12 protein-coding genes are annotated in these 14,772 nt (G+C 64.4%); 9 read left to right on the forward strand and 3 right to left on the reverse strand.

What is annotated here, in order from left to right:
* The 4 genes from ACZ9A3_RS25000 to ACZ9A3_RS25015 all read left to right on the forward strand — a co-directional run bounded on the left by ACZ9A3_RS25000 (position 1) and on the right by ACZ9A3_RS25015 (position 4,550).
* Complete coding sequence (locus tag ACZ9A3_RS25000) at positions 1-1,725, forward strand: putative 2-aminoethylphosphonate ABC transporter permease subunit (protein ID WP_258595844.1); 1,725 nt, start codon at positions 1-3, stop codon at positions 1,723-1,725.
* Positions 1,726-1,764: 39 nt separating this feature from the next.
* Positions 1,765-2,790, forward strand: coding sequence for a putative 2-aminoethylphosphonate ABC transporter substrate-binding protein (locus ACZ9A3_RS25005; RefSeq protein ID WP_045201846.1), 1,026 nt, complete (start codon positions 1,765-1,767; stop codon positions 2,788-2,790).
* A gap of 75 nt (positions 2,791-2,865) precedes the next feature.
* Complete coding sequence (locus ACZ9A3_RS25010) at positions 2,866-3,993, forward strand: TIGR03364 family FAD-dependent oxidoreductase (RefSeq protein WP_093377313.1); 1,128 nt, start codon at positions 2,866-2,868, stop codon at positions 3,991-3,993.
* A 2-nt stretch (positions 3,994-3,995) separates the two neighbouring features.
* Positions 3,996-4,550: a phosphonate degradation HD-domain oxygenase gene (locus tag ACZ9A3_RS25015; RefSeq protein ID WP_195885441.1), complete on the forward strand. Its 555-nt coding sequence runs from the start codon at positions 3,996-3,998 to the stop codon at positions 4,548-4,550.
* Here ACZ9A3_RS25015 and ACZ9A3_RS25020 read toward each other — a convergent pair.
* A complete protein-coding gene (locus ACZ9A3_RS25020) occupies positions 4,533-5,897 on the reverse strand; it encodes a GTPase/DUF3482 domain-containing protein (protein WP_045201852.1) in 1,365 nt (454 codons plus the stop codon). The genes ACZ9A3_RS25015 and ACZ9A3_RS25020 overlap by 18 nt on opposite strands.
* Positions 5,890-7,281 (reverse strand): DUF2868 domain-containing protein, encoded by a 1,392-nt coding sequence (locus ACZ9A3_RS25025; protein ID WP_476253229.1) that lies wholly within the window; start codon positions 7,279-7,281, stop codon positions 5,890-5,892. The genes ACZ9A3_RS25020 and ACZ9A3_RS25025 overlap by 8 nt, the downstream gene beginning before the upstream one ends.
* A 63-nt stretch (positions 7,282-7,344) precedes the next feature.
* On the opposite strand from ACZ9A3_RS25025, the gene ACZ9A3_RS25030 reads away from it, so the two are divergent.
* Positions 7,345-7,863: a dihydrofolate reductase gene (locus tag ACZ9A3_RS25030; protein WP_258595851.1), complete on the forward strand. Its 519-nt coding sequence runs from the start codon at positions 7,345-7,347 to the stop codon at positions 7,861-7,863.
* 40 nt (positions 7,864-7,903) lie between these two features.
* Here ACZ9A3_RS25030 and ACZ9A3_RS25035 read toward each other — a convergent pair whose 3' ends face one another.
* Complete coding sequence (locus ACZ9A3_RS25035; protein WP_476253230.1) at positions 7,904-9,295, reverse strand: L-cystine transporter; 1,392 nt, start codon at positions 9,293-9,295, stop codon at positions 7,904-7,906.
* Positions 9,296-9,535: 240 nt separating this feature from the next.
* Between ACZ9A3_RS25035 and ACZ9A3_RS25040 the strand changes: the two genes are divergently transcribed.
* From ACZ9A3_RS25040 to ACZ9A3_RS25055, 4 genes are all read left to right on the forward strand, one after another.
* A complete protein-coding gene (locus tag ACZ9A3_RS25040) occupies positions 9,536-10,591 on the forward strand; it encodes an HAD family hydrolase (RefSeq protein ID WP_093377290.1) in 1,056 nt (351 codons plus the stop codon).
* Positions 10,592-10,671: 80 nt separating this feature from the next.
* Positions 10,672-11,205 carry an RNA polymerase sigma factor gene (locus ACZ9A3_RS25045; protein WP_093377285.1) on the forward strand — a complete coding sequence of 178 codons (534 nt, stop codon included), beginning with the start codon at positions 10,672-10,674 and terminating at the stop codon, positions 11,203-11,205.
* Between the two features lie 29 nt (positions 11,206-11,234).
* A complete protein-coding gene (locus ACZ9A3_RS25050) occupies positions 11,235-12,179 on the forward strand; it encodes a FecR family protein (protein ID WP_093377281.1) in 945 nt (314 codons plus the stop codon).
* A 130-nt stretch (positions 12,180-12,309) separates the two neighbouring features.
* The gene (locus tag ACZ9A3_RS25055) at positions 12,310-14,715 is read left to right on the forward strand and encodes a TonB-dependent siderophore receptor (protein ID WP_195885447.1); all 2,406 of its coding nucleotides are present in this window, start codon (positions 12,310-12,312) and stop codon (positions 14,713-14,715) included.
* The last annotated feature ends 57 nt before the right edge of the window (positions 14,716-14,772 follow it).

Below are 14,772 nucleotides of genomic sequence, written 5' to 3' on the forward strand. Positions count from 1 at the left end.
ATGGCCGCGCCAATCGCCATGCCGATCGCGCACGCGAAGGCAACCCGGCGCGCCGGTGTTTCGCTGGGTGATCGACTGTTCGTGGTCGGCGGCAAATGGTTGCTGCTGCTTTTGCTCACCGTCGCGGTATTGATGCCGCTGCTGGCGATCTTCTGGCGCGGTTTCAGCAGCGATGCCGGCCAGGGCGGCGGCCTGGTCGCTGCTCGCGAACTGTTTGCCAGCGCCAACTTTCACTGGCTGCTGGGCAATAGCCTGAAGGTCTCGCTCAGCGTTGCGGCCATTGTGGTGCCGCTGGCCTACCTGTTCGCCTACGCTCTGCAGCGTACACTGATTCCGGCCAAGGGCCTGTGGCGCGGCATTTCGCTGCTGCCATTGCTGGCGCCGTCGATGCTCCCGGCCATTGCCCTGGTCTATCTGTTCGGCAACCAGGGGCTGCTGCGCGAGCTGCTCAGCGACAATATCTACGGCTTCTGGGGCATTGTCCTCGGCGAGGCGATCTACACCTTCCCGCATGCGCTGATGATCCTGCTGTCGGCGCTGTCGCTGGCCGATGCGCGCTTGTTCGACGCCGCCTCGAGCATGGGCGCCGGGCCTTGGCGGGCGTTTCACAGCATCACCTGGCCAGCCACCCGGCAGGCGGTGTTCGCCGCCTTCTGCCTGGTGTTCACCCTGACCATCACCGACTTCGGTGTGCCGGTGGTAGTCGGTGGCGACTACCAGGTGCTGGCGCTGGAAGCCTACAAGGCCGTGGTCGGCCAGCAGCAGTTCGGCCGTGGCGCCTTGATCGGCATGGTCCTGCTGGTGCCGGCGCTGCTCAGCTTTGCCGTCGATGCCTGGCTGCGCCGCCGTCAGGGCGATTCGATGAGTGGCCGGGCGCAGGTGTTCCAGCCACAGCCGTCGCGGCGTCGCGATGCCTGCTTCATGGCCGTGGTCATCCTGATTTGCGCGGTGCTGTTGCTGGTGGTGGGCATGGCGGTGTACTCATCGCTGGTCAAGTTCTGGCCTTACAACCTGTCGCTGTCGCTCAAGCACTACCAGTTCGACGAAACCGCCGGTGGCGGCTGGCTGGCCTACCGCAACAGCCTGACCATGGCCCTGGGCACGGCGCTGATCGGTAGCGCGGTGATTTTCACCGGCGCCTACCTGATGGAAAAAACCAAGGGCCAGCGCAGCTTGAACCTGCTGCTGCGCCTGCTCAGCTTCGTGCCGATGGCGGTGCCGGGCCTGGTGCTGGGCCTTGGCTACGTGTTCTTCTTCAACCTCAGCAGCAACCCGCTACATGTGTTCTACGGCAGCATGGCGCTGCTGATGGTGTGCACCATTGCTCACTACCTGACCACCGCCAACATGACCGCGACCACTGCCCTGCGCCAGCTCGATGGCGAGTTCGAGGCTGCCGCGCTGTCGCTCAAGGCACCGCTGTACCGGCACTTCATGCGGGTCACCGTGCCGATCTGCCTGCCGGCATTGCTCGACATCGTTCGCTACCTGTTCGTCTCGGCGATGACCACGGTGTCGGCGGCGATCTTCCTCTACAGCCCCGACACCATCCTTGCCGCGGTCGCCGTGCTGAACATGGATGATGCCGGCAACGTCGGCGGCGCCGCAGCGATGTCGACCCTGATCCTGATTACCAGCGCCACCGTTTCGCTGCTCCTGGCCTGGGCCTCGCGCGGCCTGTTGCAACGCTCCCAAGCCTGGCGCCAGCGCGCGCCGGGTCACTGATTGCCTCTCCCAACCTGTACTGTTCAAAGGAACCGCATCATGTTCAAGCCACTTGCTCTTGCCGCTGCCGTCCTCACTGCATTCAGCGTGCAGGCCTTTGCCGCCGATACCCAACTGACGGTGTACACCGCGCTCGAAGCCGAACAGCTCAAGAGTTACAAGCAGGCCTTCGAAAAGGCCAACCCGGACATCGAAATCAAGTGGGTGCGTGATTCCACCGGCATCATCACTGCCAAGCTGCTGGCCGAAAAAGACCGCCCGCAAGCCGATGCCGTGTGGGGCCTGGCGGCATCGAGCCTGGCAATCCTCGACCAGCAGGGCATGCTGCAAAGCTATGCACCGAAAGACCTCGGCAAGATCGGCGCCAACTACCGCGATGCCGCCAATCCGCCGGCCTGGGTGGGCATGGACGTCTGGGCCGCGACCATCTGCTTCAACACCGTCGAGGCCGAGAAGCAGGGCCTGAGCAAGCCGCTGAGCTGGCAGGACCTGACCAAGCCTGAGTACAAGGGCAAGATCGTCATGCCTAACCCGGCGTCTTCCGGCACCGGTTTCCTCGATGTCAGCGCCTGGTTGCAGACCTTCGGCGAGAAGCAGGGCTGGGCGTACATGGACGGGCTGCACCAGAACATCGGCCAGTATGTTCACTCTGGCTCCAAGCCGTGCAAGCTGGCTGCTGCTGGCGAATTCCCGATCGGCATCTCGTTCGAATACCCGGCCGTGCAGCTCAAGCGCCAGGGTGCGCCGCTGGACATCGTCCTGCCGAAGGAGGGCCTGGGCTGGGAGATCGAAGCCACCGCGGTGATCAAGGGCAGCCAGCATGAAGACGCGGCCAAGCGCCTGGCCGACTTCTCGGCGAGCCCGGCGGCCATGGAGCTGTACAAGGAAAACTTCGCCGTCCTGGCCCAGCCGGGCATCGCCAAGCCGCAGACCGAACTGCCGGCCGACTACGAACAGCGCCTGATCAAGAACGACTTCGCCTGGGCTTCGAAGAACCGCGACAACATCCTCGCCGAATGGCGCAAGCGCTATGACGGCAAGTCGGAGAAGGTCGCGCAGCAGTAACCGCATCGCGGGGCAAGCCCGCTCCTACTGTAGGAGCGGGCTTGCCCCGCGATAGCATTTTTGAAGGAACCTCAGATGACCGATCTACTCATCGTCGGCGCCGGCATCCTCGGCCTGTCCCATGCCTACGCCGCTGCCCGGCGCGGGCTCAAAGTGCGGGTCTTCGAGCGCAGCGCGACGCCCCTGGGCGCTTCGGTGCGCAACTTCGGCCAGGCCCTGGTAACCGGCCAGCCACCCGGCCAGATGCTCGAACTGGCCAAGGCCAGCAGTGGTATATGGAAGCACTGGGCGCAGCAGGCCGGCTTCGAGCTCAAGGCCAATGGCTCGCTGCTGTTTGCTCGCACTGCGCTGGAGCTGGAACTGCTCGAAGCCTTCTGTGCCGAGCGCGCGCCACAACATGATTACCAGGTGGAACTGCTCAGCGGCGCCGCCTTGAACGACCTGTACGGCGGCCAGTTTCGCCACCACCGCGCCGCCTTGCGTGGCTTGCAAGACCAGCAGTTGTATTCCCGCGAAGCGCTGCCGAGCCTGATCCGCTTCCTGCAGCAGGAACTGGATGTAGCGTTTCACTTTTCAACCTTGGTACGTGCTATCGAACCTGGTCGCGTATCGACCACGGCGGGGGACTTCAGCGCCAGACAGATCGTGGTCTGCTCCGGCCACGACTACCAGACCCTGCTCGCCGAACCCATCTCCGCCCTGCAACCGCAGGTTTGCCGTCTGCAGATGCTGCGCGCCCGGCCGCGCTTCAAGCTCGACCTGCAGCACGCCTTGCTGACTGGCCTGAGCTGTGTGCACTACGGCGCCTTCGCCGACCTGCCGCAGGCCCAGGCGCTGAAAGCGCAACTGCAGGCCAACAGCCCGCACCTGCTGGAGCATGGCATCCACCTGCTGATCAGCCCGACGCCCCATGGCGAGCTGATCATCGGCGACTCCCATGCCTATGGCAGCGATGCTTCACCGTTCAACGCCGAGCAGGTCGACAACTGGATGATCGAGCTGGCCGAGCAGACCCTGGGCGGGCGCATCGAGGTGGTCGAACGCTGGCAGGGCGTCTATGGTTCAGGCGGGCCGGGGCCGTTTTCCTTGCTGCAGGTGGCGCCGGGTATCAGCGCTGCGCTGATGCACAGCGGCGTCGGCATGAGCGTCGGCCCGGCCCTGGCCGAGCAACATATCGCCCGTTTGCTGGAGGAGAGTGACTGATCATGGTTAGTGCCGAACAGATTGTCAGCGAGGTCTTCGCCTTGTATCAGCAGCATGGCAATGAGGACTACATCGGCGAGCCGGTTTCGCAGCTCGAGCATATGTCCCAGGCGGCGCAGCTGGCGTTGGCCGAGGGCTATGACGACGAGGTGGTACTGGCGGCGTTCTTCCATGACATCGGCCATATCTGTGGCAGCGCCGAAGGCGACATGGGCGGCTATGGCGTGGTCAGCCATGAGCGTGTTGGCGCCAACTACCTGCGCCGCTGCGGCTTCAGCGAGCGTTTGGCCAGGCTGGTGGAGTACCACGTCGAGGCCAAGCGCTACCTGACCTTGCGCCAGCCGGGTTATTACCAGCGCCTGAGTGAGGCCAGCCGGCGCACCCTGGAGTACCAGGGCGGGGTGATGAGCGAGGCCGAGGCCGATGCCTTCGAGCAAGACCCACTGTGTGCGGTGAGCCTGCGCATGCGCCAGTGGGATGAGCTGGCCAAGGAGATGAATGTGCCGGTGATTGACCTGCAACTGCTCAAGGGCAAGGCGCTAAAGCTCCTGCACTAGCGCATCAATCTGCTCCTGGCGCTCGGCCTGATTCACTTTCGCCCCGGGATTGAGCGACGACCACTGCGGATGCGCCCGGGCCTTGCCCAGCGCTTGCGGCAGCTTGCCTTCGCGCCAGGTCTGCTCTTGTGGCGCCGCCAGCTTGATTCGCTCCAGCGCCGCATGGCCACGGGCATCCAGGGCGTGAATCAGCTGATGCTGACGCAACGCCAGCAGGCGCAACACACTGTCGTCCACCGTCAACTCGCGCTGGCCCTTGAGTTTGCCGAGCAGGCGCGAGCCGTAGCTGCGGGCAGTCTGTAGTGCCCCGCCGGCTATCGCCCCGGCCAGCGCCGCGGCACCGAGGGTCAGGCCGCCGACCAGCAAATCGACCCCGGCCCCGGCCGCCGCACCGGCTGCCACGCCACTGCCCAAGCGTACACCGAGCAGCTTGAGGGTTTCCGGGTTGAACAGGTCATCGCCCCAGCGCCCGTCGAGCAAAGGCAGGTCGCTGCTGGCGGCGTCTTCCTTGCGAAACGCATAGAGCTTGAGCAGCGCTTCGACGCAGCGTTGCTCGCGCTGGCGCACATCGCGGCGCAGGGCTTCGATGGCCACGGCTTCGGCGCCAGGCTCGGCGACCACGCTGCGCCGGCAAGCGGCGCAGTCGAGCAGCAGGTCGGCGACCAGGCGCTTGGCGCTTTCACGCCGGGCCTGGCGCTGGGCCTGCTGATCGTCGATCAGGCGTTGCAGCGCTGGTCGTGAGTGCTCCAGCATCAACGCCAGGCTTTCGTACAGGCGGCGCTCGCCGTCTTCTGGCGGGGCGACGCTGTCGAAGCGCACCAGCGCATGCAGCCCCAGGCGCGCCAGGGCTTCGCGCCAGTCGGCTTCGCGATGGTCGCTACTGGCGACGAAGTTGAGCACTGGTAGCAACGGCCTGCCGCAGCCGGCCAGCACTTGCAGTTCGTCGCGGTACTTGGCCAGCACCGGCTCGCGGGCATCGATCACATACAGGCCGGCATCGCTGGCCAGCAGCTGGCGCAGCACCTTGGCCTCCTGCTCGAAACGCTGGCGCGCCTCGCTACCCTGCAGAAAGCGCTCCAGCCGTGCCGGGCCATCGAGGCGTTCGCCCGGCCGTTCCAGGCGCTCAAGGTAGTCGAGCAGGGCGATGGCGTCTTCCAGCCCCGGGGTGTCGTAGAGTTCGAGCAACGGCTCGCCGTCCACCGACAGGCGTGCGCCCTCGACATGACGGGTGGTGCTCGGCCGATGCGAGACCTCGCCGAAGCCGACATCGCGGGTCAGGGTGCGCAGCAGCGAGGTCTTGCCAACGTTGGTGTGGCCGACCACGGCCAGTTTCAGCGGCTTAGTCATGGCCATGCTCCAGCCAGTTCAGCGGGGCGCTGTCGGCGTAGCTCAAACCCAGCTGTTCCAGGGCCTGATGCCAGTCGCCCAGGCGTTCAGCGTCCAGCGCCTGACCGGGCATTGCCTGCAGCAGCCAGATGCGCGTGGCCCCGGCATTGCGCGCAAGCTCGGCGAGTAGCGCCAGGCTGCCGCGGTCGGGCGAGCGGCGCGGGTCGCAGGCAATCGCCAGGCGCGCTGGCGGAAAACGGCTGAGCTGTTCCAGCAGTTTGTTGCGCGACTCGCGGCTATCGAGGATACCGGCGTTGCTCACCGTTGCCGGCAGGGTAGGTGGCCACGGGCGTTTGTCGTCCAGCTCCAGGCCGACCAGCAGGGCGCCTTCGCTGTGTTCTTCACCAACGCCACGCACGATCTGCGGCAAGGCATCAGGCGCGGCGTCGTTGACGCCCAGGCGTTCGCTGCTGGGCATCAGCACATCGCGCAGCTGGCTGTAGCCGGGCAGCTTGAGGTCAAGTTGCAGGCGTGCCCGGCCACTGCGCCAGCGCCACAGGCACAGGGCGGCAAGCAGCAGGCGCGGAACGATACCGTATACCAGCAGCACGCCGAGCAGCCAGCCGGCCCAGGCCTGGCGGGCCAGCTCAAGTGCCGGTTGCGTGTCGCCGCTGGCGCGGATCATGGCCACGTCCGGCACGCTGAAGCCGAGTAATGCGGGCAGGGCGCCAAGGGCCTGGGTCAGGGCGACGAAGGTGTCGGCGCCGAGAATGGTGGTTTCCCAGACGAAGCCGTAACGTCGGGTGGCCAGCAGCATCAGCAGCATCAACAGCGCAGCGCTCAAGGCCAGCAGCCACAGGCTGTGCACCAACAGGCCGAGCAGCCAGCGATTGAGTTTTTGTCGCTGCAGCATCACCAGCAGGGCGGGGGCCAGGTGTGCGGCCTGGGCATCGCGGGCGAATTTTTCGCTCAGCCACAGCCACAGGCGACCAAGGCTGGCGCCCTGTTCACCGGCCAGAAAAGAGCCCAGCAGCCAGCCCAGCAACAGCAGCAGGTTCAACCCGAGCAGGCTGCCCAGGGCCCAGAACACGTTGACCGGGCGCAGGCTGTCGCCGAGGGCGGCCAGGGCCAGGCCGGCGCCGCTGAGCACGGCCAGTACCACCAGGGCTGCCAGCGCCAGGCGAGCGCCTTGTTTCCAGTGTTGCAGGGCGCTGCGCATGCCGTCGCGTTCGGCCAGCCACAGGGCGCGGCTTTCGATGCGCGCCGGCAGGTCGCCGCCTGCCTGGCGGGCGCGGCGGTTGGCTTCCTGGTCTTCCAAGGGGCCTGCATGTTCTTCGCGCAGGCGCACGGCTTCGGTGAGCCAGCGTTTGTCCAGGTCAGTCAGTGCAGTCACACGGTCTTCCATTGATCAAGTCAGCCCAAAGCATAACCCAGGCATCGAAGATCGGGCTTTGCTATCCTCGCCGGCATGAAAACATCACTCCCCCTCAGCCTGATCGCGGCCCTCGCCGAGAACCGCGTGATCGGCATCGACAACAGCATGCCCTGGCACTTGCCGGGGGATTTCAAGTATTTCAAGGCCACCACCCTGGGCAAGCCGATCATCATGGGGCGCAAGACCTGGGATTCGCTGGGTCGCCCACTGCCGGGGCGCTTGAACCTGGTGGTCAGCCGCCAGCCGGGCTTGCAGCTCGAAGGTGCCGAAGTGTTCGCCTCGCTGGAGGCTGCCATTGAGCGTGCCGAGCAGTGGGCACTGGCGCAGGGCGTCGACGAGCTGATGCTGATCGGCGGCGCGCAGCTGTATACCCAGGCCATCGAGCGCGGCCTGGCGGATCGCCTGTACCTGACCCGGGTTGAACTCAGCCCGCAAGGGGATGCGTGGTTTCCTGAGTTTGATCCGGCGCAGTGGAGGCTGGCGTCGACTCAGGCCAATCCGGCTGAGGGTGACAAGCCGGCGTATCACTTCGAGGTCTGGGAAAAGGCCTGAAATGCATCGCGGGGCAAGTCGAGGCCCCGCGATGAGGTCGTCAGGAGTGCGTCAGCTGCGCATGTTCCTGCGCATCCAGCACCGACTTGTCGGTCTGTTTGAGCATCTGGCTGGTAATCGCCCCGGCCGTCATTGAGCCGTTGACGTTCAGCGCCGTGCGGCCCATGTCGATCAGCGGCTCGACCGAGATCAGCAAGGCCACCAGCTCCACCGGCAAGCCCATGGCCGGCAATACGATCAGCGCCGCGAACGTCGCACCGCCGCCGACACCGGCAACACCTGCCGAGCTCAGGGTGACGATCGCCACCAGGGTGGCAATCCACAGCGGGTCAAACGGATCGATGCCCACCGCTGGCGCCACCATCACCGCCAACATTGCCGGGTACAGGCCGGCACAGCCGTTCTGGCCAATGGTTGCGCCAAATGACGCGGCAAAGCTTGCGATCGACTGCGGAATACCCAGGCGCAGGGTTTGCGCCTCGATGCTCAGCGGGATGCTGGCGGCGCTGGAGCGGCTGGTGAAGGCGAAGGTCAGTACCGGCCAGACCTTGCGGAAGAAGCGCAGCGGGTTGACGCCGCTCATCGCCAGCAGCACGCCGTGTACCACGAACATCAGGCCCAGGCCGATGTACGAGACCACCACGAAGCTGCCGAGCTTGAGGATGTCGTCGAGGTTCGAGCTGGCCACTACCTTGGTCATCAACGCCAGCACGCCGTAGGGGGTGAGCTTCATCACCAGGCGCACCAGGCGCATCACCCAGGCTTGCAGGGTGTCGATGGCGGCCAGGGCGCGGTTGCCCTTCTCGGTGTCATCCTTGAGCAACTGCAGGGCGGCCATGCCGAGGAACACGGCAAAGATCACCACGCTGATGATCGAGGTCGGCTTGGCCCGGGCCAGGTCGCCTACCGGGTTGCTGGGGATGAACGAGAGCAGCAATTGCGGGATGTTCAGGTCGGTGACCTTGCCCACGTAGTCGCTCTGGATCGCCGCCATGCGCGCGGTTTCGGCGGTACCGGCCACCAGGCCTTCGGCGGTCAGGCCAAACAGGTTGGTCAGCACGATACCGATCAACGCGGCGATGGCCGTGGTGAACAGCAGCGTGCCGATGGTCAGGAAGCTGATCTTGCCCAGCGACGAAGCATTGTGCAGGCGCGCCACGGCACTGAGGATCGAGGCGAAGATCAGCGGCATGACGATCATCTGCAGCAACTGCACGTAGCCGTTGCCGACCAGGTCGAGCCAACTGATGGTGGCCTTGAGGACCGGGTTGCCGGCGCCGTAAATGGCATGCAGGGCAGCGCCAAACAGCACGCCGAGGACCAGGCCGACCAGCACTTTCTTGGCCAGGCTCCAGTTGCCATGACGGGTTTGCGCCAGGCCTAGCAGCAAGGCCAGGAACGCCAGCAGATTGAGAGACAACGGCAGATTCATTGAAGCTCCAGGAAAAAAGGCGGGGCATCGCCTCTGTGTGCGATTGCGAACAGAAATGCTAACAGCATGAAAACCAACGAATTTATATCGAAATGGAATTTAGATAGTCGTTTTTGGAATAACGCCAGGTCGCAAACAGAATGCTCGTGGCCGCTCAGGGGCGTGTCGGTGTCGCTGTCGGGTCGGTGCGCATTGCAGGCTTTGCTAGCGTGGGCGGGCCACTTTTCTGGAGAAAAGCACATGACGTCTGCTCCGAAAATCCTCGCCGCCGGCCTCGCCCTGTTGCTTACCGGGCACAGCTGGGCCACCGAGCTCAAGCACTGGCCGGCCGAGGCTGCCAAGCAACTGGACAGCATGATCGCGGCCAATGCCAATAAGGGCAACTATGCGGTCTTCGACATGGACAACACCAGCTACCGCTTCGACCTCGAAGAATCGCTGCTGCCGTTCATGGAGAACAAGGGCCTGCTCAGCCGCGACAAACTCGACCCGTCGCTCAAGCTCATCCCCTTCAAAGACACCGCCGAGCACAAGGAGAGCCTGTTCAGCTACTACTATCGGCTCTGCGAAATCGACGACATGGTCTGCTACCCCTGGGTCGCCCAGGTGTTTTCCGGTTTCACCCTCAAGGAGCTCAAGGGCTATGTCGACGAGCTGATGGCCTCGGGCAAGCCGGTGCCGAGCACCTATTACGAGGGTGATCAGGTCAAGCCCATCGAGGTGCAACCGCCGAAAGTGTTCGCCGGCCAGGCCGAGCTGTTCAACAAGCTGATGGAGAACGGCATTGAGGTCTACGTGATCAGCGCCGCCTCCGAAGAGCTGGTGCGCATGGTCGCTGCCGACCCCAAGTACGGCTACAACGTCAAACCGCAGAACGTGATCGGCGTCAGTCTGCTGCTCAAGGACCGCAACAGCGGCGCCCTGACCACCGCGCGCAAGCAGATCAGCGCCGGCAGCTATGACCCGCAGGCCAACATGGGCCTTGAGCTGACCCCGTATCTGTGGACCCCGGCCACCTGGATGGCCGGCAAGCAGGCGGCCATCCTCACCTATATCGACGAATGGAAGAAGCCGGTGCTGGTCGGTGGCGATACTCCGACCAGTGACGGCTACATGCAGTTTCATAGCGTCGACGTGGCCAAGGGCGGCATCCACCTGTGGATAAACCGTAAGGCCAAGTACATGGACCAGCTCAACGGCATGATCGCCAAGCATGCCGCGGCGCAGGCCAAGGAGGGCTTGCCGGTGACGGCGGACAAGAACTGGGTGATCGTTACACCGGAGCAGATTCAGTAAGCAAAATAGATATCAATTGCGAATTTATCTCATCTTCTGCTAGCGTGCGCGCACCTTGAGGTCCACCGCCAGGAAGTACCGTGTCTTCGTGGAATACGCAGATTGCCCGCCTGTTTGCCGAGCACAAGAAAGCGCTGGAAGCCTTTGTTGCGCGCCGCACGGGCAATTCGCAGGTGGCAGCCGACCTGACCCAGGAGTCTTTCCTGCGCCTGGCGCGGCTGCCTGCCGACAAGAAGATCGACAACCTGCCGGCCTTTCTTTTCACCATTGCCAGCAACCTGATCCGTGACCACCAGCGCCAGGCCATCCGCCGCGAGCGCCTGGACGGCGGTGAGCCCAGCGACGAGCTGGCCTGCGAAACGCCCGGGGCCGACGAGCAACTCTCGGCGCTGCAGGAACAAGCGCTGATGCACGAGGCCATTCAGGCCCTGCCCGAGGCGACCCGGCATATCTTCCTGCTTTATCATGTCGACGAATGTTCCTACCGGGAAATTGGCGAGCGGCTGCAGATTTCCCCGCGTAGTGTCGAATACCAATTGCGCCGTGCGCTGATCGACTGCCGGGCCTTTATCAAGGCGCGCTTGCTCAGTGGCACGCCGGGGCCGCGTCCATGAACCGGCCATTTGCAGTGACGGATACCCCGATGACCGACCCTCACGCCACGGATGCCGACGACCTGTTCGCCGAAGCCAGTGGCTGGTACTACCGCCTGCAGGCCGACGACGTCACGCCCGCAGAACGTGAGGCCTTCAGCGCCTGGCTGGGCCAGGGCCCGGAACAGGCCCAGGCCTGGGACGAGGTGCTTGGCCTGCTCGGGGCCCTGCGTGAGCCGGCACGGCAACTGCGTCAGGCCCAGCGCGCGCGTTGGCGCCGACCGCGGCTGCAGCTCTGGGCGAGTGCCGCGGCGGTATTGCTGATGGTCGCTTTACTGGTGAATAGCCCCTGGCCGGACCGCTGGCGTGCCGACTACGCCACCGCCACTGGCGAGTCGCGCAGCATTGCCTTGGCGGACGGTTCGCAACTGCAGCTCAACACCGACACGGCCGTGCAGGTCGAGCTGGCAGGTGGCGAGCGGCGGGTGCGGCTGCTGCGTGGCGAGGCGTGGTTCGAGGTCAGCCATGATCCGGCGCGGCCATTCGTGATTCGCTCCGGCGATGGCTGGGTGAAGGTGGTGGGCACGCGTTTCAGCGTCGCCCGGGAAGGTGACCAGACCCGAGTGCGGGTTGCCCAGGGCAAGGTCCAGGTCGGTGCCGACAGCCATCAGTCGGTGCTGCTGGAGCCTGGTCGCGCCGTCGAGTATCGCGGCACACAACTGGGTTCGGCACATGCTTTCGATGTGGCCGCCGAGTTCGCCTGGCGCCAACGCCAGCTGGTATTCCGCGAGCAGCCGCTGGTCGAAGTGGTCGATGCCCTCAACCGCTACTGGCCGGGGCAGACCCTGGTGCTGGGCGAGGGCCTGCGCCAGCGCAAGGTCTCGGGGGTGTTCGAGATCGACAAGCCCGAGGCGGTGCTCAAGGCCCTGACCCACACCCTGGGCCTGCGCGCCGAGCATTACACCCCGTATCTGCGGGTGTTGCGTGAGGGCTGAAAAATTTCTTACGAAAGTTTCAGGGTTTCCCCAGTAGCTGACGTCCTTGATCTCGTAGGCGCAAATAATAAGCACTCTCAGACAGTGCGGCGCTATTCAACGACTTCGACGATTCTGGGGAGCTTCACTGATGGAACATACCACCGCCACCCGGCGCCTGCCCGGCGTGCCCACCCTGCTGAGCCTGGCCATTGCCCTGGGCTGCGGCACACTGGCAACGCCGATACTGGCCGCGCCTGCCGCGCAAGCGCAGGAGTATCGCTTCGAGATTCCGGCGCAATCGCTGGATGCAGCGCTGGCGGCTTTCAGTGCGGTTACCCGGGTGCAGGTGCTGGTCGGCGCCGAGGTCACTCAGGGCTTGCGCTCCCCGGGCATCAGCGGCAGTTATCCACAGGACCAGGCACTGGCCCGCCTGCTGGCTGGCACTGGCCTGAGCGCCAGCTACATCGATCGCGACAGCGTGACCCTGGAAAAACGCCAGGGTGAAGAGGCGGCGCTGCAGTTGGGCGCGACCATGGTCGGCGGCAAGGTGCTTGGGGCTACTACCGAAGGCAGCCAGTCCTACACCACCGGTGCGTTGACCATCGGCAAGGGCGAACAGAAGCTCAAGGACATTCCGCAGTCGGTGTCGGTGGTCACCCGCCAGCGCCTGGACGACCAGAACATGAACAGCCTGCAGGACGCCATGCGTCAGGTGACCGGGGCGACGATCAAAAGCTACAACTCCGGCTCCAGCCTCAACGACGTGTACATGCGCGGCTTCCTGGTCGATCAGGTGCAGGTCGATGGTGTTTCGCAAATGACTGGCCAGGGCGACCTGATGACCAGCTTCGACCTGGCGATGTTCGACCGCGTCGAAGTGCTGCGCGGGCCTTCCGGCCTGTACCAGGGCGCCGGTGAACCTGGTGGCACCATCAACCTGGTGCGCAAGCGCGCCCTAGGCCAGTTCGCCCTGAGCGGCGAGCTGTCGGCAGGCTCCTACGATCATTACCACTCGACCGTCGACATCACCGGCCCGCTCAACAGCGACGGCAGCCTGCGCGGGCGCTTCGTCACCGCCTACGAAGACAACAAGTCCTTCGTCGACTACGCCCAGAACGAGCGGCCAATGGTTTACGGCCGGCTGGAATACGACGTGACCCCGGACACCACCCTATCGCTGGGCGGCGCCTATCAGAAAAACCATTCGACCCCGGCGTTCGGCCTGCCGGCGTACGCCAATGGCAAGCTGCTGGACGTCAAGCGCTCGACCTTTGTCGATGCCAAATGGAACGAACTGGACGAGCACGTCTGGGAAAGCTTCTTCGAAGTCGATCATGCCCTGGACAACGGCGGCCAGTTCAAGACCTCGCTGACTTACCGCGACGCCGAGACCCCGACCCGCAACTTCACCTGGAGCGACGGTGCGGTCGACCCGGCCACCGGCGCCAGCTCGGCCGTGGCCTATTCCTACTACACCCACATCAAGACCCTGGGCCTGGACAGCTTCGTGACCTTGCCAGTGGAAGCCTTTGGCCGTACCCACGAGCTGACGGTGGGCGCCGAATACCAGCACCTGGACAAGGACTTCACCTACGGCGGCGGAGAATACTTCGACACCAACGTGTTCGACCCGGGCAGCATCAATATCCCTAAGCAGAAGTACCAAATGGACAACGGCAACTGGTCGAAATCGCACCAGTACGGCCTCTACGCCCGCACCAAGATCAGCGCCACCGACTGGCTGGACGTGATCCTCGGCAGCCGGGTGACCTGGTTCGAAAGCGAAGCGCACAACGCCAACGCCTTCTTCAACAACTTCAACAGCACCGAGTCGAGCATCAACCGCAAGGTCATCCCCTATGGCGCGCTGGTGGCCAAACTGACCCCGGAACTGTCGGCCTATGCCAGCTACACCAGCGTGTTCAAGCCGCAGACCGATGTGAATGCCGGCGGCGAGACCATCGCCCCGCGCAAAGGCAAGCAGTACGAAATCGGCCTCAAGCGCGAGTTTTATGAGGGGCGCTTGAATGGCAGCGTGGCGCTGTTTCGCATCTACGACGAAAACCGCGCCGAGCTGGTCGCCAACAACCAGTACTACGAGCCGCAAGGCAAGATCCGTAGCCAGGGTTGGGAAACCGAGCTGAGCGGCAACCTCACCGACAACTGGAGCATCAGCACCGGCTACGCCTTCACCATGCTCAAGTCGCTGAGCGGCGAAGACACCAACCAGGGCACCACCATCACCCCCAAGCACAACTTCAACCTGTGGACGCGCTACGAGTTCGCCGATGGCCCGTTGAAGGACTTCAGTGTCGGTGGCGGGCTACGGGCGGTGAGCGCCACCTACTACAAGCGTGACGTCGACTTCGTCCAGGGCGGCTACAGCATTGCCACGGCCCAGGTAGGGTACAAAATCAACCAGAACCTGTCGGCAACGCTGACGGCCAACAACCTGTTCGATCGTACCTACTATGAGCGGGTGGACAGTTCGTGGGGGTCGAACTTCTATGGCGAACCGCGCAACCTGACCTTTACTGTACGGGCCAAGTACTGAGTTGAGGCCATCGCGGGGCAAGCCCGCTCCCACACCTGTGGGAGCGGGCTTGCCCCG

Source organism: Pseudomonas sp. TE4620, assembly GCF_056279045.1.